At 68.1% G+C, this 21671-nt stretch carries 25 protein-coding genes; 17 read left to right on the top strand and 8 right to left on the bottom strand.

Annotated features, from left to right (window positions below):
• Positions 1-128: 128 nt before the first annotated feature.
• The 4 genes from E2F48_RS11770 to E2F48_RS11755 are packed head-to-tail and all read left to right on the top strand — an operon-like array spanning position 129 to position 3966.
• Positions 129-1082 (top strand): ATP-binding cassette domain-containing protein, encoded by a 954-nt coding sequence (locus E2F48_RS11770; RefSeq protein ID WP_133404187.1) that lies wholly within the window; start codon positions 129-131, stop codon positions 1080-1082.
• A complete protein-coding gene (locus E2F48_RS11765) occupies positions 1079-1957 on the top strand; it encodes an ABC-2 transporter permease (RefSeq protein ID WP_133404186.1) in 879 nt (292 codons plus the stop codon). Before E2F48_RS11770 ends, E2F48_RS11765 begins: the two co-directional genes overlap by 4 nt.
• Before the next feature lie 34 nt (positions 1958-1991).
• The gene (locus E2F48_RS11760; RefSeq protein ID WP_133404185.1) at positions 1992-3317 is read left to right on the top strand and encodes a sensor histidine kinase; all 1326 of its coding nucleotides are present in this window, start codon (positions 1992-1994) and stop codon (positions 3315-3317) included.
• Positions 3262-3966 carry a response regulator gene (locus E2F48_RS11755; RefSeq protein WP_133404184.1) on the top strand — a complete coding sequence of 235 codons (705 nt, stop codon included), beginning with the start codon at positions 3262-3264 and terminating at the stop codon, positions 3964-3966. Before E2F48_RS11760 ends, E2F48_RS11755 begins: the two co-directional genes overlap by 56 nt.
• A gap of 47 nt (positions 3967-4013) precedes the next feature.
• Here the strand turns inward: E2F48_RS11755 and cofE are convergent, their stop codons facing one another.
• The 4 genes from cofE to E2F48_RS11735 form a co-directional block, all read right to left on the bottom strand.
• Positions 4014-4796 (bottom strand): coenzyme F420-0:L-glutamate ligase, encoded by a 783-nt coding sequence (cofE, locus tag E2F48_RS11750; RefSeq protein WP_133404183.1) that lies wholly within the window; start codon positions 4794-4796, stop codon positions 4014-4016.
• Between the two features lie 2 nt (positions 4797-4798).
• Complete coding sequence (locus tag E2F48_RS11745) at positions 4799-5803, bottom strand: TIGR03557 family F420-dependent LLM class oxidoreductase (RefSeq protein ID WP_133404182.1); 1005 nt, start codon at positions 5801-5803, stop codon at positions 4799-4801.
• Between the two features lie 44 nt (positions 5804-5847).
• Positions 5848-6732 (bottom strand): TIGR03620 family F420-dependent LLM class oxidoreductase, encoded by an 885-nt coding sequence (locus E2F48_RS11740; RefSeq protein ID WP_165968758.1) that lies wholly within the window; start codon positions 6730-6732, stop codon positions 5848-5850.
• A gap of 154 nt (positions 6733-6886) precedes the next feature.
• Positions 6887-7636, bottom strand: a complete 750-nt coding sequence (locus E2F48_RS11735) for an SDR family NAD(P)-dependent oxidoreductase (protein ID WP_133404180.1) — start codon at positions 7634-7636, stop codon at positions 6887-6889.
• 324 nt (positions 7637-7960) lie between these two features.
• Between E2F48_RS11735 and E2F48_RS11730 the strand changes: the two genes are divergently transcribed.
• From E2F48_RS11730 to cofC, 4 genes are read left to right on the top strand one after another with little or no spacing between them, the layout of a single operon-like run.
• A complete protein-coding gene (locus tag E2F48_RS11730) occupies positions 7961-8962 on the top strand; it encodes a putative F420-0 ABC transporter substrate-binding protein (RefSeq protein WP_133404179.1) in 1002 nt (333 codons plus the stop codon).
• Positions 8959-10062, top strand: coding sequence for a putative F420-0 ABC transporter permease subunit (locus E2F48_RS11725; RefSeq protein ID WP_425455775.1), 1104 nt, complete (start codon positions 8959-8961; stop codon positions 10060-10062). The genes E2F48_RS11730 and E2F48_RS11725 overlap by 4 nt, the downstream gene beginning before the upstream one ends.
• Positions 10059-10871 carry an ABC transporter ATP-binding protein gene (locus E2F48_RS11720; RefSeq protein ID WP_133404178.1) on the top strand — a complete coding sequence of 271 codons (813 nt, stop codon included), beginning with the start codon at positions 10059-10061 and terminating at the stop codon, positions 10869-10871. The genes E2F48_RS11725 and E2F48_RS11720 overlap by 4 nt, the downstream gene beginning before the upstream one ends.
• A complete protein-coding gene (gene cofC / locus E2F48_RS11715; RefSeq protein ID WP_133404177.1) occupies positions 10868-11479 on the top strand; it encodes a 2-phospho-L-lactate guanylyltransferase in 612 nt (203 codons plus the stop codon). The genes E2F48_RS11720 and cofC overlap by 4 nt, the downstream gene beginning before the upstream one ends.
• On the opposite strand, the gene cofD is transcribed toward cofC, so the two are convergent.
• Positions 11476-12459, bottom strand: coding sequence for a 2-phospho-L-lactate transferase (gene cofD, locus E2F48_RS11710; protein WP_133404550.1), 984 nt, complete (start codon positions 12457-12459; stop codon positions 11476-11478). The two genes, cofC and cofD, sit on opposite strands and share 4 nt — an antisense overlap.
• 201 nt (positions 12460-12660) lie before the next feature.
• Between cofD and E2F48_RS11705 the strand changes: the two genes are divergently transcribed.
• The gene (locus E2F48_RS11705) at positions 12661-13410 is read left to right on the top strand and encodes an SDR family NAD(P)-dependent oxidoreductase (protein ID WP_133404176.1); all 750 of its coding nucleotides are present in this window, start codon (positions 12661-12663) and stop codon (positions 13408-13410) included.
• A 212-nt stretch (positions 13411-13622) separates the two neighbouring features.
• The gene (locus tag E2F48_RS11700; protein ID WP_133404175.1) at positions 13623-14213 is read left to right on the top strand and encodes a TetR/AcrR family transcriptional regulator; all 591 of its coding nucleotides are present in this window, start codon (positions 13623-13625) and stop codon (positions 14211-14213) included.
• Positions 14214-14314: 101 nt separating this feature from the next.
• Here E2F48_RS11700 and E2F48_RS11695 read toward each other — a convergent pair whose 3' ends face one another.
• Together E2F48_RS11695 and E2F48_RS11690 are read right to left on the bottom strand one after the other, a co-directional pair.
• Entirely contained in the window at positions 14315-14707 is a 393-nt protein-coding gene (locus E2F48_RS11695) for a nuclear transport factor 2 family protein (protein WP_133404174.1), read from the bottom strand.
• A gap of 309 nt (positions 14708-15016) precedes the next feature.
• A complete protein-coding gene (locus E2F48_RS11690; RefSeq protein WP_133404173.1) occupies positions 15017-15970 on the bottom strand; it encodes an SDR family NAD(P)-dependent oxidoreductase in 954 nt (317 codons plus the stop codon).
• A gap of 158 nt (positions 15971-16128) precedes the next feature.
• Between E2F48_RS11690 and E2F48_RS11685 the strand changes: the two genes are divergently transcribed.
• Complete coding sequence (locus E2F48_RS11685; RefSeq protein WP_133404172.1) at positions 16129-16704, top strand: TetR/AcrR family transcriptional regulator; 576 nt, start codon at positions 16129-16131, stop codon at positions 16702-16704.
• Between the two features lie 28 nt (positions 16705-16732).
• Entirely contained in the window at positions 16733-16921 is a 189-nt protein-coding gene (locus E2F48_RS17485) for a hypothetical protein (RefSeq protein WP_221411678.1), read from the top strand.
• A 140-nt stretch (positions 16922-17061) separates the two neighbouring features.
• Here the strand turns inward: E2F48_RS17485 and E2F48_RS17480 are convergent, their stop codons facing one another.
• Positions 17062-17229 (bottom strand): hypothetical protein, encoded by a 168-nt coding sequence (locus E2F48_RS17480; protein ID WP_221411677.1) that lies wholly within the window; start codon positions 17227-17229, stop codon positions 17062-17064.
• A 158-nt stretch (positions 17230-17387) separates the two neighbouring features.
• Between E2F48_RS17480 and E2F48_RS11675 the strand changes: the two genes are divergently transcribed.
• From E2F48_RS11675 to E2F48_RS11655, 5 genes are all read left to right on the top strand, one after another.
• On the top strand, positions 17388-17894 hold the full coding sequence (locus tag E2F48_RS11675) for a MarR family winged helix-turn-helix transcriptional regulator (protein WP_133404171.1): 507 nt from the start codon (positions 17388-17390) through the stop codon (positions 17892-17894).
• A 132-nt stretch (positions 17895-18026) separates the two neighbouring features.
• Positions 18027-18515 carry a nuclear transport factor 2 family protein gene (locus tag E2F48_RS11670; protein ID WP_165968757.1) on the top strand — a complete coding sequence of 163 codons (489 nt, stop codon included), beginning with the start codon at positions 18027-18029 and terminating at the stop codon, positions 18513-18515.
• A 63-nt stretch (positions 18516-18578) separates the two neighbouring features.
• Complete coding sequence (locus E2F48_RS11665; RefSeq protein ID WP_133404169.1) at positions 18579-19514, top strand: NADP-dependent oxidoreductase; 936 nt, start codon at positions 18579-18581, stop codon at positions 19512-19514.
• A gap of 217 nt (positions 19515-19731) precedes the next feature.
• Positions 19732-20364 carry a pyridoxamine 5'-phosphate oxidase family protein gene (locus tag E2F48_RS11660; RefSeq protein ID WP_133404168.1) on the top strand — a complete coding sequence of 211 codons (633 nt, stop codon included), beginning with the start codon at positions 19732-19734 and terminating at the stop codon, positions 20362-20364.
• Between the two features lie 190 nt (positions 20365-20554).
• Positions 20555-21385, top strand: a complete 831-nt coding sequence (locus tag E2F48_RS11655; protein ID WP_133404167.1) for an alpha/beta fold hydrolase — start codon at positions 20555-20557, stop codon at positions 21383-21385.
• Positions 21386-21671: the final 286 nt, after the last annotated feature.

Raw genomic sequence — 21671 nt, 5'->3', positions numbered from 1 at the left:
GACGTACGACGGCGTGCCCACGGATCATCCCCGGGGCCGGTTACCGGCCACCGGCCCCGGCCTAGGTTGAAAGAAAGCCTGCAGAGGCAGGCTTCCAAAACGCATTTCACTATTCGAAGGACGCAGTCATGATCGAGGCACAGGCACTCTCAAAGCGGTACGGCACCAAGACAGCCGTCGATGCTGTGTCGTTCACCGCGCAGCCCGGCAAGGTGACCGGATTCCTCGGCCCGAACGGTGCGGGCAAGTCCACCACCATGCGCATGATCGTGGGCCTCGACAACCCGAGCGGTGGCCGGGCCACCGTGAACGGGGTGCCCTACGCCAAGCACAAGGCGCCCCTGCGCGAGCTGGGGGCCCTGCTGGACGCCAAGGCGGTCCACCCCAAGCGCTCCGCCTACACCCACCTGCGCGCCCTGGCCGCGACCCACGGCATCCCCAACAGCCGGGTTCGGGAAGTCATCGAACTGGCAGGTCTCGGCCCCGTCGCCAGGAAGCGCGTCGGCGGATTCTCGCTCGGCATGGGTCAGCGCCTGGGCATCGCCTCTGCTCTCCTTGGCGATCCCTCCACCGTCATCCTCGATGAGCCGGTCAACGGGCTGGACCCCGAGGGCGTCCAGTGGGTGCGCCGCCTTGCCAAGTCTCTCGCCGCCGAGGGGCGCACCGTCTTCCTCTCCTCGCACCTCATGTCGGAGATGGCACTCACGGCTGATCACCTCATCGTGATCGGACGCGGACGCATCATCGCCGACGCCCCGGTCCAGTCGATCATCGACGGTCAGGGTGCGGCCCGGGTCCGGGTCCGTGCGGACCGGCCCCAGGACCTCCTCGGCAGCCTCGCCGCCGACGGCGTCTCCGCGCAGATTCTGGAGCCCGAACTGCTCGAGATCACCGGTGTGGAGCCCCGCCGGGTCGCGGAAGCCGCAGTGCGCAACGGCGTCCTCGTCTATGAGCTGACACCGATCCAGTTGTCCCTCGAGGACGCCTATCTGCAGCTCACCTCTCAAGAAGTCGAATACCAGTCGCACAGCCTGACCCCCAGCGGTCTCCTTGCGGCCTCAACCGAAGGACACCGAGCATGACCACGTCAGCCACCACCGCCCCCGCCTCGCCGGATCCACGTCCGCATCCGCGGCACGAATCCGAATCCGGCGTCTCCTTTGGCCGGGCACTGAAGTCCGAGTGGATCAAGATCACCAGCGTGCCCTCGACGGTCATCCTGATCATCATCACCACGGTCGTCATGATCGGCCTCGCCGCCCTGCTCGCCTGGCAGACCGCCCTGTCGCTCAACGTCGAAGGTGATCCCGAGATGACGGCGAAGATGCAGGGGCAGGCCGACGCGGCCACAGCGCTCGGCGTGCCCGGGGCCGGCCTTGTCTTCGGGCAGCTCCTCATCGCCTCGCTCGCCGTGGTCCTCATCGCATCGGAGTGGGGCACCGGGATGATCCGCTCGACGATGGTCGTGGTTCCGCGCCGCAGCCTCGCCCTGCTCGCGAAACAGTCCGTCATGGCGGGCATTTCCTTCGTCGTCGGCGCCGGGTCGGCCCTCGTTGCCTACTTCGTCGTCCAGCCGATCCTGAACACCGCGGACCTCGGCTTCGCCCTCAGCGACAACGGCGCGCTCCTGCACATCGTGAACACCGGCCTGGTGCTGGCCCTCATCTCGGTCTTCGCCATGTCCATCGGAACGCTGATCCGCAACACCGCCGTCGGGGTTGTCACCTCCATCGGTGTCCTGCTCGTGTTGCCCATCCTCTTTACCGTCTTCGGTATCGGAACCGAGTGGGTCGCCGAACTGGGGCGGTTCCTGCCGAGCTCCGGCGGGGACCAGATGGTTGCGACAAGCATCTCCGAGGGTGCCTTCACCCAGTGGCAGGGTGCGCTGATCCTTGGCGGCTGGTCGCTGCTGCTGCTGGCCACATCGCTGGTGGTCACCAACAAGCGCGACGTCTAGCCGCGCCCTTACACTCGCCCCATGGAACAAAACCATGAGTGACACGCCCTCGGTGAGGGGGCCCGCGGAAGGAACGGACGCGGGCTCCCTCACCGAGCTCAATGCCCGCAGGCGCGGACCGCTCCGGCGGTTCTTCCGCCGGCGCCCGCGCGCGATGGACGCCGTCGTCGTCCTGGCCTACCTGGTGATCGCCCTCCCCGACGCCATCGTCCTGGCGGCGTCGTCCGGCAACTGGCTGGGCCTGACAGGCGTCGTCCTGGCGGCCGGGGCGCTCGCGGTCCGCCGGGACCGTCCACTGACCGTCCTCACCGTGGTGGCGCTGCTGGATCCACCGGTGACCCTCCTCGCCGGGGGGACCGTCAGCATCAGCGCCGCCGTCCTGGCCGCCCTGTACACGGTGGCCGCGGCCTATCCGCTGGGGAAAACCCTCGCCGCAGCGGCCGGCGCGACCATCACTGCGGTAGGAGCCATCTTCCTCGGGCCCAGCGAGAGGTTTGAGGAGGCGCCGGGCATCATCTTCCTGCTCAGCGGTTTCCTGTTGCTGTTCCTGGCCATTGCCGTCGGCATCGGGGCTGCGGTCCGCCGGGACCGCGAGCATGAACAGGAGGTGCGCCGGTGGGCGGCCCGCAACGCGGAACTGGCCTCGGCGGAGGAGCGGAACCGCATCGCCCGGGAGATGCACGACGTGATCGCGCACTCCCTGACGGTCATGGTGGCGCTCGCCGACGGCGCCGCCGTCGTGATGAAGCGCGACCCCGGGCGTGCCCTGGCCGTCCTCGGGGAGCTTTCCGGCACCGGCCGCGCCGCAACCGCCGACATGCGCCGTGTCCTGGGCGTCCTCCGCCTTGAGGCACAGGCCGGCTCCCTTGAGCCGTTGCCTGCGTCGGGCTCACTGGCGCAGCTGTTCGACGGCTTCCGTGCCGCGGGCCTGCCGCTGCGCGTGACGAGCAGCGGGCCGGGGCTGCCCGAGGATGCGGCGTTCCAGCTCACCGTGTACCGGATCCTCCAGGAGTCACTGACCAATGTCCTGCGTTACGGCAAGAGCGTCACGGCTGTGGATGTCTCCATCGCGAGGGCCGGGGACCGGGCGGCCCTGCGGATCTCCGACGACGGGCGGGGCGCCATGGACCCCGCGGTGTCACTCGGCTCCGGCCGCGGCATCGCCGGCATGCGGGAGCGGGCCGCGATCTATTCAGGGACCGCCGAAAGCGGCGCGAGGCCCTCGGGCGGCTGGCTCGTCGAGGCGCAGTTGATCGTTCCCGACACCGGCGACCGTGCGGGACACCAAGAGAGGAAAGGGAACAATGACGACGAACCCCACCACGCAGGGCGCGCCCATTCGGGTCCTGCTCGCCGATGACCAGCCGCTGCTGCGGATGGGTTTCCGGCTGATCCTCGAGGGCGAGCCGAATCTTGAGGTGGTGGGAGAGGCCGGCACGGGGGAGGAGGCGGTCCGCCTTGCGGGCAGGCTGGTTCCCGATGTCATCCTGATGGATGTGCGGATGCCGCTGGGGGATGGGATCGAGGCCACGCGGCGGATTACCGCGTCCGCGGTGGCATCGCGCATCATCATCCTGACCACCTTCGACCTCGATGAGTATGCGTTCGCCGGGCTGCAGGCCGGAGCGTCGGCCTTCCTGCTCAAGGATGTGGCGCCGTCGGACCTGGTTTCGGCGGTGCGGGTGGTGGCCAGCGGCGATGCGGTCGTCGCGCCGCGGGTCACCCAGCGGCTGCTGGAAACCTATGTGAGGTCGCTGGCGCCGGCGCAGGCGGCTCCCGCGGTGCCGGATAAGCGGCTGGCCGACCTGACCCCGCGGGAGCGGGAGGTCCTTGAGGCGGTGGCGGAGGGTTTGTCGAACGCGGAGCTGGCGAAACGGTTCTTCCTCTCGGAGGCGACGGTGAAGACCCACGTCCGGCGCATCCTGATGAAGCTGGGCCTGCGGGACCGGGTGCAGGCAGTGGTGTATGCGTACGAGAACGGCATCGTGGTGCCCGGCCCGGCCCACTGAGCGGTTACCGCCATAAGGTTTACCAGGCCGCCCCGGCGGGCGCCCCCTCAGTCCCCGGCGGGACGGGCCGCCAGCCCGGCGGCGTACCCGGCCGCATAGGCCTCCTCGGAGCCCTGCCTGAACATGTCCTCCGCCGCCGGGCGCACCAGGCTCGCTGCGCCGGGGGTGGTGTCCAGGTCGGCGTCGTCGACCACGAAGCGGGAAAGTCCGCGGACGACGGCGACGGGAACCCCCTCGGCCTTTCCCTTGATGAGGTCGGCGGCTGCGGCTATCTCGTCGCCGACCGCCGGAACCGATGCCTTGAGCAGGTGCCCTGAGCGGTCGCGGGTCCCGCGGAGGTCCTCAAGCACCTGCACCCCGGCCGCGCCGATGGCCGCATCGGTCTGGCCCTGCCGCCAGGGCCGGCCGAGCGTATCGGCCATGATGACACCGAGCCGCAGTCCGGTGGACGCCCGGAGGCTGCGGCACAGCCGCCGAGCCGAGGCATCCGGGTCGAGGGGCAGCAGCAGGACGGTGCCCGCCGCCGTATTGCTCGTATCGACTCCCGCTGCGGCCGCGATGATCCCGTTGCGGTTTTCCACAATGCGCGTCACACCGCCGGGGTGGGTCCTGGTGGCGACGACCCTCACGGTTTCCCGGGTGATTGCTTCCTCCCGGTCCTCGGACCGCACCAGGCGGCCCTCGGCTTTCGAGAAGATCTTCGACGACACCACCAGGATGTCGCCGTCCCGCAGCGTCCCGGCCGACACCTCCCGGATCACTTCCCCCAGATCCGTACCCTCGGTGATCTCCCCGATTCCTTCGAGCGCGAAGGCCAGCAATTGGTCCATGCTCACCACCTCAGGGCAGGTAGGACGCTGCGGGAGAACTCGTCGATCCACTCCCGCTGGTTGCGGCCGACGTTGTGGAGATAAATGGTGTCGAAGCCGAGGTCAACGAACCGCTGGATCTGTGCGCGGTGGACGTCGGGATCTGCCGAGATCACCATGCGTCCCTCGAAGTCCTCGGGACGGACCAGTTTGGCCATCTGCTCGAGTTCGAAGGGCGAGCGGATGTCACCCTTGGGGAACTTCATGCCGCCGTTGGGCCACTCCGTCATCGCGTTGGCCAGAGCGGCCTCGTCGGTGTCCGCCCAACTGAGGTGGAGTTGGAGGACCTTCTTCAGGGTGGCCGGATCCTTACCCGCCTCGCCCGCCCCCGCATGGAACCGCTCGAACAGCGACTCGATTTTTTCAAGCGGCGCCCCGACGGTGATCAGCCCATCGGCATGTTTGCCCGCCCGTTTCGCGGTCACGGGGCCGGCCGTCGCTACGTGGATTTCCGGGGCAGCCTCGGGCATGGTCCACAGCCGGGTTGATTCCATCTTGTAGTACTGACCGTTATGGCGGACATCCCTGCCGGCCAGGGACGCCGTGAACAGCTTCGTGATGATGTCGATCGCCTCGAACATGCGGTTGATGCGCTCGGGGACCTCCGGCCAGTACCCGCCCACGATGTGCTCGTTGAGGGCCTCGCCCGAGCCCAGCCCGAGCCAGTGCCTGCCCGGATACATGGCGGCGAGGGTGGCCGACGCCTGCGCCACCATCGCCGGGTGCCACCGGAACGTAGGCGTGGTGACGCCCGGCCCGAAGCCGCCGCGGGTGCGTTCACCCACGGCGGCCAGGACGTTCCACACGAACGAGGACTGCCCCTGGGCCGGCACCCAGGGCTGGAAATGATCGGCCGCCATCACCCCGCTGAAGCCTCTTTCCTCGGCGTAGGCGGCCAGCGCGACCGCCTCCGTCGGATGGAACTGTTCGAGCATGGCGGCGTACCCGATGTTCGACAAGGTGGTCATTGCGGTTTCTCTTTCACGGTAGGGGTGCCAGGAGGGCGCCTATGCTAGGGGCGTGCCAGGGGGGCGAGTTCACGCCACTCGGCGAGCGGGAGCCCCGGCTTTCCGTTCATCACGTGCAGGGCCACATGGTCGGCACCTGCCGCATGGTGTTCAGCGATGCGGTCGGCGATCCGATCCACACTGCCCCAGGCGACGGTCGCATCGATCAGCCGGTCGCTTCCGCCCGGGATGAGATCGGCATCGGTGAAGCCGAGGCGGCGCAGGTTGGCCTGGTAGGCCGGGAACCCGATGAACATGCCCACACCGCGGCGGGCGATGGCGCGCGCCCGTGCGGGGTCTTCTTCGAGAACGACGCCCAGGTGCGGCGCAATCAACGCATCCGCGCCCAGGATGTCCCGGTAGCCCGCATTCGATTCGGCGGTGACCAGGAAGGGATGGATACCCGCGGTGCGCCGGCCCGCAAGGTCGACCATGCGGGGGCCGAGCGCTCCCAGCAGGCGCTGGGAGCGCGGAAGGGCCGGCGCCGCGCCGTCAAGCATGTCGAGGTACTTGTTCATCTCATTGATCGGAGTGGTGAAGTCCTTGCCGACGGCGGCGGCCGAGTGGGGGTTGCTGACCCCGAACCCGCTCATCAGCCGGGACCCGAACTTGCCAGTCAGGCGGTCGTGCTCGGCGGGGGCGGCGTCGGCGTCCGCTCCCCAGATGCTCATGACTCCGAAGGCGACGGCAGCCTCGCTGCCGGCGTCGAGCATCCGCTCCGCTGCGTTCCACATTCCCGGGCCTCCCGCACCGACAAGCCAGATGGCACCCCAACCCTGGGAGTGGAGTTCTGCTGCCACCTCGGTTGCCGCTGCTGGTTCGATGCCGCTGAGTTCAATGCTCCACATGCCGACCCGGCCGAGTGCTACGGGGGCGTTCTGATCATTCATGGGGTCTCCATCGTCCGGACCTTGGCTGGGCGCGCTGCCTGCCAGGTGTTTCGTTCGTGTGCGTGAGGGCGGAGGGGTGTCCTCCGTGGTGCCGCCGGCGCACCCCACGGCCGCGATTTCCGGTCCGCCGTGGGGTCTGCTGGCCGGCGGGGGGTCAGGCGGTCCAGCCGCCGTCGTTGGAGATGGTGGCTCCGGTGAGGTAGTTGGCCGCGTCGCTGGCGATCCATGCGACGAGGGCCCCGACATCGGCGGGGGTGCCAAAGCGCTTCAGGGCAGTCATGCCGGCCATGATGTGGGCGGATTCGCCGTCGGCGGGGTTGCCGTCGGTGTCGATCGGGCCGGGCTGCAGGAGGTTGGCGGTGATGCCGCGGGCCCCGAGGTCGCGGGCCAGGCCCTTGGTGAAGCCGACGAGGGCGGCCTTGCTCATGCCGTAGATTGCACCGCCGACGAAGGGGATGCTGATGGCGTTGATGCTGCCGATGGTGATGATCCGGCCGCCGTCGGGAAGGTGCTTGAGGGCCTCCTGGGTGGTGTAGACGGTGCCGCGGATATTGAGGTCGATGGAGGCCTCGATGTGCTCGTCGGGGGTTTCGGTGAAGGGCTCGAACCAGCCGCCGCCGGCGTTGTTGACGAGGATGTCCAGGGAGCCGAGAGCGTCCACGGCGTCCCGGACGCCCTGGCGGGCGGCGTCGGGGTCGGCGTTATTGGCGTGTACTGCAACGGCCTTGCCGCCGGCGGCAGTGATCTCGGTGACCAGGGCCTCGGCGGCGTCCGGGGAGGACCAGTAGGTCAGGGCGACGGTTGCACCCTGGGCGGCCAGGGAGCGGGCGATGCCGGCTCCGATGCCGCGGGAGCCGCCGGTGACGAGGGCGGTCTTGCCGGAAAGGCTTGTGTTTTCAGACATTGGGGTTCCTCAGGGGGAGTGGCCGGGGCCATGATTTTGTATCGTACGGTACGTATAACGGGCCGAGGATGAGGATATTCCCGATTGTGGACGAATTGTTCCAAAAAATGAAAACTCCCGGAGGCTCCCGGGTCGCGGCTGCGGCGCGGGTCGGGGCGTGAGCCTGGTCATATTATGTTCTATGCGGTACGTATATGACGCTCTCGGTGCTATTCTCGGAGCACCTCCATCGGCGCGTCTGCCGATCGGGTGGCCTCGATCTGGGCCACGGGTGGGCCACTCCAGCGCTTCAACCGAAGCGTTCCCTGCGCCCCTGGACGGACAATGTTTTCCACCCCCCGATACCTCGCGACTGCCGGTGCCCTGATCCTCCTTGCCGCCGGCTGCGCCGGCCCCTCCTCGACGGCGACGTCCCCGGTGGAACCCCCGGGCGGCCCGGCCGCCGCAGGGTATCCGGTGACCATCGACAACTGCGGCACCCAAGTCACCTTCGAGGCGGCACCCGAACGCGTCGTCACCATCAAATCGACCGCCACCGAGATGCTGCTCAGCCTCGGCCTCGGACGCACGATCGTCGGCAGCGCCTTTGCCGACGGGCCGCTGCCCGACGCCTACGCGGACGCCCGGATTCCAGTGCTCTCCGACCAGCTTCCGGGGACAGAGGCCACCCTCGCCCTGGAACCGGACCTTGTCTATGGGGGCTGGGAGTCAAACTTCTCCGCGGAGGGAGCGGGGGACCGCGCGTCCCTCGAAGCACTGGACGTTCGGACGTACGTCTCGCCGGCCGCCTGTAAGGCGGAGGGCTACAAGCCCGATCCGCTGACTTTCGACTCCATCTTCGACGACATCACTGAAGTGGGCCGCATCTTCGGCGTGGAGGCCCGGGCAGACCTGGTCGTCTCGCGGGAGGCGGACAAGCTGGCAGCAGTCACTCCTGACGGGTCGGGCCTGTCCGCCCTGTGGTACAGCTCGGGTGAGAAGACCCCCTACGTGGGAGCAGGCACGGGCGCACCCCAGTTGCTGATGGAGACCGTGGGCCTGCGGAACGTCGCCGCGGACATCGACGACAGCTGGAGCGCCATGTCCTGGGAGGCCGTTGCCGCGGCCGATCCGGACGTGATCGTCCTCGTTGACGCGGCCTGGAACACCGCCCAGCAGAAGATCGAGCACCTCACCGCCAATCCGGCCACGGCTCAGCTTCGTGCCGTCCGGGAGTCCCGCTACCTCACGGTTCCCTTCGCGGGTAGTGAGGCGGGCGTGCGTAGCGTCGACACGGCACTGTCCCTTGAGGATCAGCTGCGTCAGCTCGACCCGCTCGATCCGTGAGCCTGCAGCACCGCGCCCGCCCCGGCGCCCCGCCCACCAGCCGGTTTCCGGCGGCAGCGCGCCGGGCGGGGGCACGCCCGGCCGCCCTGTGGCCGCTGGCACTCGGCGGCGTGCTCGCAGTCTCCGTGGTGCTTGCGCTGACCATTGGGCCGGCCGACATCTCACCCCTCCAGGTGGCACGCTCGGCCGCCGAACGTGTCACCGGCGCCGGCACCTCTCCGGCAGGTGGTGACGCGGCGGCCCTGTCGTCGGTGCAGGAGGCCATCCTCTGGCAGTTGAGGCTGCCGCGGCTGCTGACGGCTGCCTTCGTCGGGGCCGGGCTCGCCCTCAGCGGCGCCGTGATGCAGGCCCTCACGCGGAACCCCCTTGCTGATCCCTACCTCCTGGGGCTGAGTTCGGGCGCTTCCCTGGGTGCCGTTTCGGTCCTGCTGCTCGGCGCCGCCGTCGTGCTTCCCCTCGCGGCGTTCGCCGGGGCGATGGCCGCGCTGGTGCTCACCCTGTCCCTGGCCGCCGCGGCCGGGTCGATCAGCCCCTCCCGTACGGTCCTCGCCGGCCTCGCCGTCTCCTCGGCCGCCTCGGCCCTGACATCTTTCATCATCTTCTTCTCCGCCAAGGGAGATTCCTACCGGGAGGTCCTGAACTGGCTCCTCGGCTCACTGGCCGGCAGCACCTGGGCCTCGGTGGCGATCACCGCGGTCGCGTTCCTGCTCGCCGGGATCCCGATTCTGCTCACGGGAGGACTGCTCGATGGATTCTCCTTCGGGGACAACGCCGCAGGCGCCCTCGGGCTCAATGTCCCGGTGCTGCGCTGGGTGCTGCTGGCCGGAACGGCGGTGCTGACCGGGGCGATGGTTTCGGTCAGCGGCTCCATCGGCTTCGTGGGGCTGATTCTTCCCCATGCCGTCCGGCTGCTGACCGGTGCGCGGCACCGGGTCCTGCTGCCGGCCGTGGCGCTGGCCGGCGCGGTATTCCTGGTCTGGGCCGACACTCTCGCCCGCACCGTGTTCGAGCCGCGGGAGATCCCGGTGGGAATCGTTACCGCGCTGATCGGTGCACCGGTTTTCGCCGTGCTGCTGTGGCGGCGGAAGGCACGGTCATGAGCGCGGCAGGGACGGCTGCCGCCGCCGGGGAGCTGCGGACGCACGGGCTCGCCTACAGCGCGGGCCAGCGTCTGATCCTCTCGGGGATCGAATGCGCCCTTCCCGGCTCCGCCGTCACGGGCCTGCTCGGGCCCAACGGGGCCGGCAAGTCCTCCCTCCTCCGCCTGATTGCGGCGGTCCTGAAGCCGACGTCCGGGCAGGTCAGCCTCGCCGGGACGGACCTGCGGAGTCTGAAGCGAAAGGAGCGGGCGCAGCATCTGGCCTTCGTCGACCAACAGGTCGACGCCGACGTCCCCCTGAGCGTGGCCGACGCCGTCCTGGTCGGGCGCCTGCCCTACCGGCCCGCATACGCCCCGGAAACCATCCGGGACGAGCTCATTGTGCAGCGCAGCCTGGCCCAGGTGGGCCTTGAGGGATTCGGCGCCAGGCGGCTCGACAGCCTCTCGGGCGGGGAGCGCCAGCGGGTGCACATCGCCCGTGCGCTGGCCCAGCAGACCGGGGTGCTGCTGCTGGACGAACCGACGAACCACCTCGATCTCAACGCCCAGAACGGGGTGCTCGACCTGCTCCGGGGGCTCGCGCGGGGCGGGTCCACCGTCGTCGCGGCGCTGCACGACATCAACCTCACCGCAGCGTACTGCGACCACGTCATTGTCCTGGCAGGGGGACGGGTGGTCGCCAGCGGGGAAACCGCCAGCACGCTCACCCCCGGGCTGATCCGCTCCGTGTACGGAGTGCCCGCAGTGCGGCTCGACAACCCCTTGACGGGGCGTCCGGTGTTCGCCTTCGGCGGGACGGATCAGCCATGACCTGGAACCTGATCATCCCGGTGAAAGGGCTCCATCTTGCCAAGTCACGCCTGCGGCGGCAGCTCGACGGCGTCGCGGACCTCGCCCTGGCCTTCGCCCTCGACACCCTTGCGGCCGCCCAGGAGAGCCGCGCCGTCCAAAGGATCATCCTGGTCAGCAACGACGCGCGGATGCGGGCCGCGGCGCCGCGCGGGGTGCTGATCGTCGATGACCCCGGCACGGGCCTGAACCCCGCGGTTGCGGCGGGCCTCCGCCGGGCCGGGCCCGGGCCGGCGGCGGTGGTGACCGCGGACCTGCCCGGCGTTCGAGCCGCCGACCTTGACCGGGTCCTCGCCGCCGCCGGACCGTTAGGGCGGGCGATGGTCACGGACCACTCCGGCAGGGGAACCACCCTCCTGGCCGGCCGGGCACCGGACCTCGACCCGAAGTTCGGGCCCGGCTCCCGCCAGCGGCACGAAGGGAGCGGCCACACCGTGCTGGATGTGCCGCCGTCCTCCCCGCTGCGCTGGGATGTCGACGAGCTCACCGATCTCACCTTCCTGCTGCGGCGCGGGGTGGGAGCCCACACGGCGCGGGCCGTCGCCGCCAGGGGAGTGCCGGCCGCCTAGGCCGTCCGTGCTTCGGCGGCGAGGCTCAGCGCATCGGCCACGATGGCCGCCGATGACTCGTCGGAGGTCATCCACAGCGGGACCGCCCGTGCCTCCATCCCGGCCGCGTGCAATGGTCCCAGTGCCTCCGGATCGGCGGAATCCACGAGCCAGCCGTCGAGGAGCCCGCCGGCCGGGCGGGGTCCATAGTGCAGGCCGACGGCGGCGGCAGACACCTCCACGCCAATGGTCCGCAGGCACAGTTCGGCCATGCCCCGCACCGCGGCGCCCCCAATGATCGGCGACACCCCGACCACCGGGGCCGCGGTGTCACGCAGGGCTTCGCGCATGCCGGGCAGCGTGAGGATGGTCCCGATGGACACCACGGGATTCGACGGGGCGAACAGCACGACGTCGGCCGAGGCGACCGCCTCGAGTGCGGCCGGGGCGGCAACCGCGGACTCGAGACCCTGCTGGACAAACCGGCGGGTTGGGATATTGCCCCGGTGGCGCACCCACCACTCCTCGAAGTGGATGAGCCGGGCCTCCCCGTCCTCGTCTACCACCTCGACGTTCGTCTCAACCTCGTCATCGGAGGCCGGCAGCAGCCGCACTCCAAGGTTCCAGCGCGCCGCCAGGCGTTCCGTGGCTTCGGTGAGGGAGAGCCCGTCCCGCAGCAGGGCGGTGCGGGCGATGTGGGTCCCCAGGTCCAGGTCCCCCAGGGTGAACCAGGGCCAGCCCACGCCGTAGGCGGTCAGTTCGGCGCTGACCCGTTCCGACTCGCCGGCCCTACCCCAGCCGCGCTCGGTGTCGTTCGCTCCACCGAGGGAATACATCAGGGAGTCGAGGTCCGGACAGACCCGCAGACCCGTGAGCCATAGATCGTCCCCGGTATTGGCGATGACGGTGATGTCCAGGTCCATCGCCGCGGCGAGGACCCGGGCTCCACGGACGAACCGCGCTCCACCGACACCGCCCGCGAGGATCGTCAGTTGTGCCATTGCCTGCCCTCCGGTCGTCGCTGCGCTCGCCTCGATGGACTCAATGGTAGGGGACGCCATGGCGTCGAACGTCCGCTCCGCCAGCACTAGGCGGCCCGGTCAAATGATTTCTGTTCCACGTGGAATAAAAATCGGACGGCCCTAGTTCTGATCCATGTAGTCAAAAACTTTAGGGCTTTGGCCCGGATCGGAATCAGACACATGTCACAGGAATTTGCAGGCAAAGTAGTACTCGTCACCGGCGGAAGCCGCGGCATCGGCGGGGCGACGGCGAGGGCCTTCGCTCAGGCCGGGGCGGACGTCGCCATCAGCTACGCCGGGAACACGGAATCGGCCGAGAAGACCGTCGCTGAACTTCAGGCCCACGGTGTGCGCGCCGCAGCCTTCAAAGCCGACCAGGCCGACCAGGCCCAGGCCGTCGCGCTCATCGAGCAGGTCGTCGGGCACTTTGGCAAGCTGGACATTCTCGTCAACAACGCCGGCATCACTGTGTGGGCCCCGGTGGCCAGCGAGTTCGAGGACTTCGACGCCATCGAACGCCAGCACCGGATCAACTACACCAATATCGTCGCGGCCATCCGTGCCGCCATCCCGCACCTGCCCGAGGGTGGACGCATCATCAGCATCGGCTCGGGCGTCGGCACGCGCGTCGGCTCGCCGGGACTGGCCGACTACGCCGGAGCCAAGTCCGCACTGGCCGGCTTCAGCCGGGGTGCCTCCCGCGACCTCGCAGCCAGGGGGATCAACATCAACGTCCTCCAGGCCGGCTACACCGACACCGAGATGAACCCCGAAAGCGGCGACATGGCCGACGTGTTCAATTCCTACACGGCCCTGGGCCGCTTCGCACGCCCCGAAGAGATCGCCGCGGGCGTGCTCTTCCTTGCCAGCCCGGGGGCGTCCTACGTCACCGGCACCGTCCTGAACATCGACGGCGGCTACGGAGCGTAATTCCCCTGCTGAACGGGCCGTCACGCCACCGGCGTGGCGGCCCGTTCTGTCTGGGTCGGGACTATTGTCGCCGTGCCGGGTGCGTGCGGGACGCCTCCGGGCCGCCGGCGCCGGGGAGGGAAATTTCCCGAGCTGCAATTATGTTCCCCTGAGTATAGATGAACTGCTCTTCGGAAGAGCGTGATGAACGGCAGCGGAGGGGAGTGGGTGTCATGGTGGTCCGAGGCAGGCCCCGGGAGTTCGATGTAGACCAGGCGCTGGAGCGCGCCGTCGACGTATTCTGGCGCCAGGGATACGAGGGGACCACCCTCGAGGACCTCACGACGGCGATGAGCATCAGCAGGCCGAGCCTGTATGCCGCCTTTGGAAACAAGGAGGACACCTTCCGGCTGGCCGTCGGCCGGTACGCCCAGGTCGAGATGGCCTACGTTGACGAGGCGCTGGCGAAGCCGACCGCCCGGGAGGTCGCAGCCCACTACCTGCGCAAGAACGTTGAGGCCATCACCCTGCCGGGGCGGCCGCCGGGGTGCCTTTCGATCCAGGGCGGACTTTCGGGCCATCCCCAGGACCAGCGGATCGTAGAGTTCCTGGCCTCCAGCCGCAGTGCCGGGGAGCAGAGATTTGTCGAGCGCTTCCGGGCGGCCATCGAGGCCGGTGACCTGTCCACCGCCGAAGACCCGACCGAACTCGCGCGGTATCTGGCCTCCGTTACGGCAGGCCTGGCCGTTCAGGCCGCCGGCGGTGCCGGCCGGGCCGAACTGATGAAGGTCGCCGAGCGCGCCCTGTCCGCCTTCCCCGGCTAAGTGCCAAGGAAGGCGGCCGACCTGTCACGGCGTGGCATTCCCAGCCGCCGCGTACGGGGCGCCGGGCGGCAGCCGCGCTGGGTCGATGTGGGGATCGAGGATCAGGAGCCGGCCGGCTGCTGCGCGACGTACTCGCGGAAGCCCGCGACCTTGCCGTCCCGGATGGTCAGGATGACGCAGTGGCGTGCGTGGTAGGGAGCGCCACCGATCTCGCCGCGGCTGATGTCCTCAAAAAAGACTGTGTCCCCTGCGACGGTGGTCGCGGTGCGGGTGATCTCGGTCAGGCGGTGCTCGCCGCCGAAAAAGCGCAGCTGCTGCTCAAGGAACTGCCGTCCTTCGACGCCGGCATAGCTTCCCGCTCCAGGCTCGGTGGGCCAGGAGACGGGCAATTCGTCCTCGACGTAGGCGAAGAAGGCGTCCCAGTCACCATTGGTGAATCCGGAGCAGAGCCGGTCGTAAATAGTCTCGGCGATGGCAGTGATGTCGTTACTCATGGGAATTCCTTTGGGGAAGGTGGATGGCGGCCCCTGGGACCGATCCTGCGCCGTTCACCGGCTGCGGAGGGTCACTTCGACGGGGCCTGGCCTGGAGGGTCCGGCCAGTTGATGCGGGCTACAGAACGGAAAGAGTTCTTGTCTTAATTGTCCATTACTGAGGAGCGCAGGGGAAATTACCGGCGCCAGCAGTGATCAACTGCACTCCGCCGGCGGTGGTCCACCAGGAGTCGAGCCGCCGCGAGCAGGAGGAACTCCTAACCAGGGGAGTTCCTCCTGCTGATCATGGATGCTCTTTCCTGTCCTGGGTTATGCGATGCCCCCGCGGCGGGCGGTGATCATTTCGACGCCGAGGTCCCAGAGGCGTGCTGCGGCCTCGGGATCCAGCGCGTGGGGGTGGACCCCGCTCTGCGAGCCGGGGTCGGTTGTCTGTTCTGCTTCGTTGTTGTCTTCGAAGTAGAGTCCACCGATCCCCTCGAGCAGCGGCGAAGCCGCCAGCAGGACCGATGTCGATGATCCCTGCTTCAGGGTCTTCCACGGGTACGCGTCGAAGATGGACCGGGTTTCGGGGTTGTTCTCCTGGTGGCGCTGCAGGCCGGTACGGATGCCTCCGGGCATCAGGGAGTTCGCGGTGATGCCGTCCTCCGCCCACCGCCGGGTGGCCTCCACGGCCAGGAGCACGTTGGCCGTCTTTGATTGTCCGTAGGCGAGCCATTCGTTGTACTCGCGGTTTTCGAAGTGGATGTCGTCGAAGACCACGGGGGACACCAGTTGGGCGCTGGAGCTCACCGAGACAATCCGCGCGTTGCCTGCGGCGGCCAGGGCGCCGTGCAGACCCAGGGTCAGGGCGAAGTGGCCCAGGTAGTTGGTGGCGAACTGCAGTTCCCAGCCCTCGGGGGTGAGGTGGCGCTCCGGGAGGGCCATGATGCCGGCATTGTTGACCAGGATGTGCAGCGGGCCTTCCCAGGCTGCGGTGAAGGCGTCGATGGAGGCCTGATCGGTGAGCTCCAGCGAAGCGACGTGAACCGCTGCGTTTCCGGTCTGGGCGGTGATTTCGGCTGCGGTGCGCCTGCCGGCCTCCAGGTTCCGCACGGCCAGGGTAACCTCGGCTCCCGCGGCGGCCAGGGCGCGGGAGGTTTCCACACCGAGGCCGGAGGCGGCCCCGGTGACCACGGCGCGCCGGCCGGTCAGATCCACCCCGGCGATGACGTCGTCTGTCGTGGATTCACGGGTGAAGGGCGTGGTGAAACGAACTGGGGACATAGGTATTTCCTTAGAACAAGCCAAACCCGGCTAGAATTAAAGCGGAGGGTCCTCCGCATCTTCTAAGCCTAACCGGAGGGCACTCCGCTTTATTCCGGGTGCCTCGTGAAACCCTCGAACCGCCACTGCTTCTGCCGTCACCGAAAGCTGAAACCGCAATGTCCCCCACTGTGAACCGTCCGCTCCGCGCCGACGCCCAACGTAACCGCAGCCTGCTGCTGGCGGCGGCCGTGCGGCTGTTCTCCGAGAAGGGCCTCGAGGCAACCCTCGACGCGATCGCCCGGGAAGCCGGCGTCGGGATCGGCACCCTCTACCGGCACTTTCCGACCCGGGAATCGCTCATCGAAGCGGCCTACCGCAACGAACTGACAACCGTGAGCAGCGCCGTGCCGGAGCTGCTTCAGCGGCTGGAGCCCCGGGCCGCCCTGCGCGCCTGGATGGACCTTTTCGTGGATTACATGACGACGAAGATCGGCATGGCCGACGCCCTGCATGAGGTCATCGCCTCGGGCGGAACCCCCTATGCCGAGAGCCGGGACCTGCTGAACGCGGCGATCCAGGAGCTGCTCGATGCCGCGGTCGCCCGGGAGGGGGCGCGCAGCGACATCCCCGCCGATGACATCCTGATCAGCCTGGCCGGCATCGCGCTGGCCGCCGGAGAATCCTCCCAGCGGGCCCAGGCGGGCCGGCTGATGGACCTGCTTGTGGACGCGCTCTACACCCGGAAGGGCTGACCCCCGCAGACACCGGCGAAACGAGCGGGTGTCACAAAGCCTTGGCGGGCGCCCCATCATCGACTCCGATTCGCCGCCGATGGACGGCTTTGAGTACTCCTTCAGGCACCTGACCGAGATCACCGTGAAGTTCATCGACCAGCTGAAGCTCGATCGATTCGCCGTGCACATCATGGACTACGGAGCGCCGATCGGGCTGAGCATCGCCAGCACCTAGCCCGGGCGGGTCACCGTCCTGCTGGTGCAGTCCGGCAGCGCCTATCTGGAGGGATTCACCCCCTTCTGGGACATCCTGTTCGCCCGTGCCAAGGACCGGCCCGCCAGCGAGGCCGGGGTCCGGAAGTACTTCCTCGATCTCTATCCCGGCTTCCAGGAGTACTCCCGCACCCACCTCCCGCCGATGCTCATCACCTGGGGAAGAACGACTCGATCTTCGGCGCCGAGGGGGCCAAGGCGTACCTGCGGGACCTTCCCGACGCGGAACTGCACCTGCTCGACGGAGGCCACTTCGCCCTGGAGACCCACGGAGATGAAATCGCCGGCCTCATCCGGGACTTCCTCACCCGGGAAACGGGGTGGGTATCCGGCCGCGTGGCTGTTGCGGACCTTCCCGGATGCTAGACAGTGTCACGGATTCGCTTGACACTGTCTTGTTCCTCCACCAGCCCGGGTAAACTTGTCCGATGACTACCCAGCGGCCGTTCACCAGGGAAACCCTGACCGGGGACTTCGCCCAGGGCCAGTTCCCCGAGGTGCGGTTCGCCATGCTTGAGTTCGTGGGTCAGTTCCTCCTTGACTTCGAGCGCGCAGCGGAGCGGGCCGGCCTGACCCTTGCTCAGGCGCGGGTCCTCGGCTTCGCTGCCCTCAAGCCCTCCTCCATGCGGGAAATCGCCGAGCAGTTTGGGTGCGACCCCTCCAACATCACAGCCAAGGCCGACAAGCTCCTCGAACTCGGGCTGGTGCGGCGCTTCGCCGACCCCCGTGATGCCCGTATCAAATTGATCGGCGCCACTGACGCCGGCTTTGAAATGTCCAAAAACATGTGCGAGAGCCGGGAGTGGATCGCAGAGGTGCTCGCTTCCCTCACCGACGACGAACTGACGACGGTCCGCACGGCACTCCAGCTGTTGACGCGGCCCACGAAGGCCATGCAGCAGTCGGCTGCAGGGGCCGAGCCCATCCCGGTGTAGGCCGGCCATGGAACATCGGGCAGGCAGCCATCACCTAATGCATGAGAGTCTCAGATGAATACATGATAGTTTCATGTATACCGATGACACGGGGCAGCCCCTCTGCCCCGCCGGTCTTTGAGAGGAAATCGAGTGAGCCCCGAACGAGCAGTGCAGGAAGTTTTGGCCCGGTACACCCGCGCCACCGACAGGCGGGACGGCGTCGGCCAGGGCGCCCTGTTCACCGATGACGCCGTCATCGAAATCTTCGAGAAAACCTTCGCGGGCGACTATCAGCGCGTCGGTGAGCCCATGATCGGCGGTGCCGCCGTGGCCTACGCTGTTGACAACTTCATGGCCCCGCATCCGCCCGGGGGATCGAGCCACCACCTCCCGGTCGACTCGATTATCGAGGTCAATGGCGACACCGCGCATTTCAATGCGCAGTTCGTGGTGTTCAAGGTCCAGGGCAGTGTCCGTCCCGACGGCGGCTGGCCCGAGGGGGCGCTGGGCGCCCAGGGGACCGTTACCCCGATCGAGGCCGGCTATTACGACACCGACCTGCGCCGGATCGACAACGAGTGGAAGATCGTCCACCACAAGGTCCTTCTGGACCTGCCGATGGCCCTGCCCGGTGCCTGAACCTCACCACCGGCCGGGCCCCTGGGTCCCTCGGGTTGCCAGGGGTGGCAAAGGAGAAAGGTTATGAAGAGAGTCGTCTACCGCGCCTTCGGCGGACCGGAACAACTGGTCATTGAAGAGGCGCCCCTGCCTAGGATGGCGCAGGACTCGGTGCTCGTGCGGGTCCGCGGAGCGGCCGTCAACCCCGCGGACATCGCCATCCAGCACGGTGTGATGAAGGACCAGATGGACACCTTCTTCCCGGTCACCCCGGGCTGGGACGTTGCGGGAACCGTCGAGGCAATTGGTGCGGGAGTGTCCGAATTCGTTCCCGGCGACGAAGTGCTGGGGTACACGCGCCAGGCCGTGCTGCACCAGGGGACCTATGCCGAGATGGTTGCCACCCCGGTGGGAACACTCGTGCACAAACCCCGAAGCATGACCTGGGCCGAGGCCGCGGCCCTGCCGCTGGGAGGACTTACGGCTTACCAGGCAATCGTCCACACCCTGCGCGTGCGCAAAGGCGAAAGTGTGCTGATCCATGGAGCCAGCGGCGGCGTCGGTTCCCTCGCCAGCCAGATTGCCATAGCCCAAGGTGCCCGGGTCATTGGAACCGCATCGGCCAGCAACCATGCCTACCTCGCATCCCTCGGCGCGGATCCGGTCGCCTACGGCGAGCACGCCGCCGGGCGGATCAGGGAACTGGCGCCGGCCGGCGTCGACGCAATCTTTGATGCCGCCGGCCACGGCTCCCTCCAGATGACGGGCGCGGTGGCCGCTCCGCAGGTTCGCGTGGCAACCATCGCCGACAGCGCGCCCCATGCCACCACCGTCTACGCCCGCCTCGACGCGGGTGACCTCGAGGCCCTTGCCGCCCTCGTTGCGGGCGGCAAGCTGAAGCCCCGGGTGGGGGCAACCTTCCCCTTGAGTCAGGCTGCTGCCGCTCAGAGGCTGGTTGCAGCCGGGTCGGCGCGGGGCCGGGTGGTGCTCCTGCCCTCACTAGCGGCGCCTGGGGAGTAAGGGCGCCACCATTCCGCAAGGGGAGAAATAGACGACCCGGAATCACGGTTGAATCAGTAGCGGCTCCCGCCGACACAGCGTCAAGTGGCAGGGCTCTGCGGGCATTGACCGCAGTCCGGGGCAGCACAGCTACCCCAGACCACTCGATCAAGGCTCCGGTTCCGCCGGGAGGGGCCCCTCCTGTCCGGGCCGCCGAGAATTCCTCCAAAGGACCGCAATGAGCAAGCACTACGCAGACATCGCCTTCACCTCCTCGGTGCGGAAGGTGCAGGAGTACCACGGAACCGCTGACTACTTCCCTCCCACTGATACCGGTGCGCTCTTGGATTCCACTGCCGACCCGCTGGGGCTGCGTGAGCAGACCTACCTCGAGGGGCGGGACGGGATGTATCTCGCCAGCGTGGGGGAGACGGGGTGGCCCTACGTGCAGTTCCGCGGAGGCCCGCCCGGCTTCCTCAAGGTCCTGGACAAGCACACCATCGGCTGGGCGGATTTTCAGGGCAACCTGCAATACGTGAGTACCGGCAATATCCGCGCGATGGACAGGGTTTCGATCATCGCAGTCGACTATGCGAGCCAAACCCGCCTCAAGCTCTTTGGCCGCGCGCGGATCATCACTCCCGAAGACGGTCCGGACATCCTGAAGGCCCTGACCGTGGAGGGCTACCAGGGGGTGGTCGAGCGCGCCGTCATCGTTGAGGTCGAGGCCTTTGACTGGAACTGCCCGCGGCACATCACTCCCCGGTATACGTTGGCCGAACTAGAGGAAACCATCGACCCGGTCCGCCAGCGCATCGGCAGGCTCGAAGCCGAAAACGCCGCCCTGCGCGCCAGGCTTGCCAGGGTCTAGGGTTCATCGGCCGGGATGCCGGTACAGGGTCTACAGTCAGAAAATACCCGGTCATCGCGGGCCGTCACATTCGGGCCATTTGATGCATACCGTTCGGCCGCTGGCGCGTCTGCGCGACTATTGCTCTACCGGGCACCGGTTACTCGATGCGGAGCCCGGATCCCCCACAGCAGAGTCGGAAGGCGTAGCGATGAGCTTTGTAACCACCAAAGACGGCACCGAGATCTTCTACAAGGACTGGGGGGCCGGCAGGCCCGTAGTGATGGCCCACGGCTGGCCCCTGAACTCCGACAGCTGGGAATCCCAGCAGCTCTTCCTGGCCAGCAACGGCTACCGGGCCATTGCCCACGACCGCCGTGGGCATGGGAAATCCACCCAGACGTGGGACGGCAATGAGATGGACACCTACGCCGACGACCTCGCCGCGCTCATGGATGCCCTTGACCTAAACAACGTCACTCTCATGGGTTTCTCCACTGGAGGCGGGGAGATCACCCGCTATATCGGCCGGCACGGCACCTCCCGGCTGGCCCAGGCGGTCCTGATTTCAGCCGTCCCGCCGCTGATGCTGAAGACCGACGACAACCCCGGCGGGGTGCCGATTGACGTCTTCGACGGGCTGCGGGAGAGTTCGCTGGCCGACCGTGCCCAGCTGTACCGGGATCTGGCCTCGGGGCCGTTCTTTGGCAACAACAAGAACCCCGGGGCGGCCAGTGAGGGGGTGCAGATGTCCTTTGTCACCCAGAGCCTGGCCTCGGGGCACCGCAATGCCTTTGAGAGCATCGCGGCATTCTCCGCGACCGATTTCCGGGAGGACCTGAAGAAATTCGATGTGCCGACGCTAGTCATCCATGGCACAGAGGATCAGATTGTGCCCTTCGACGTCGGGGGCAACGCCTCCCACACCCTGATCAAAGGAGCCCAGTTCAAGGCCTACGAGGGGGCGCCGCACGGCCTGGCGGACACCCACAAGGACCGCCTGAACAACGACCTGCTCGAGTTCCTCAACACGGTCAGCTGACGGGCACAGCCGCGGCCGGGCGTCCGGCCGCGGCTACGCCCACGCAGACCAGGGCGGTGTCGAGGCGGTCCTTGAACGGCCTCGAGCCAGGTGCGGTTACCAGCTTTGTGGGAGGGGGCGGCCTTCTTCGTAGCCGGCGGCGGATTAGATGCCGACGATGGCGCGGTCGCGGAATTCGGCCAGGGAGCGGGCTCCGGCGTAGGTCATGGAGCTGCGCACGCCGGCGGTGATCATATCCAGCAGGTCCTCCACGCCGGGCCGGGCGGGGTCCAGGTACATTTTGGAG

The sequence above is a fragment of the Arthrobacter crusticola genome, assembly GCF_004357995.1.
Taxonomy (GTDB): domain Bacteria; phylum Actinomycetota; class Actinomycetes; order Actinomycetales; family Micrococcaceae; genus Arthrobacter_D; species Arthrobacter_D crusticola.
Note: the sequence above shows the minus strand (reverse complement) of the source record. Positions and strands in the feature narration are given on the sequence as shown.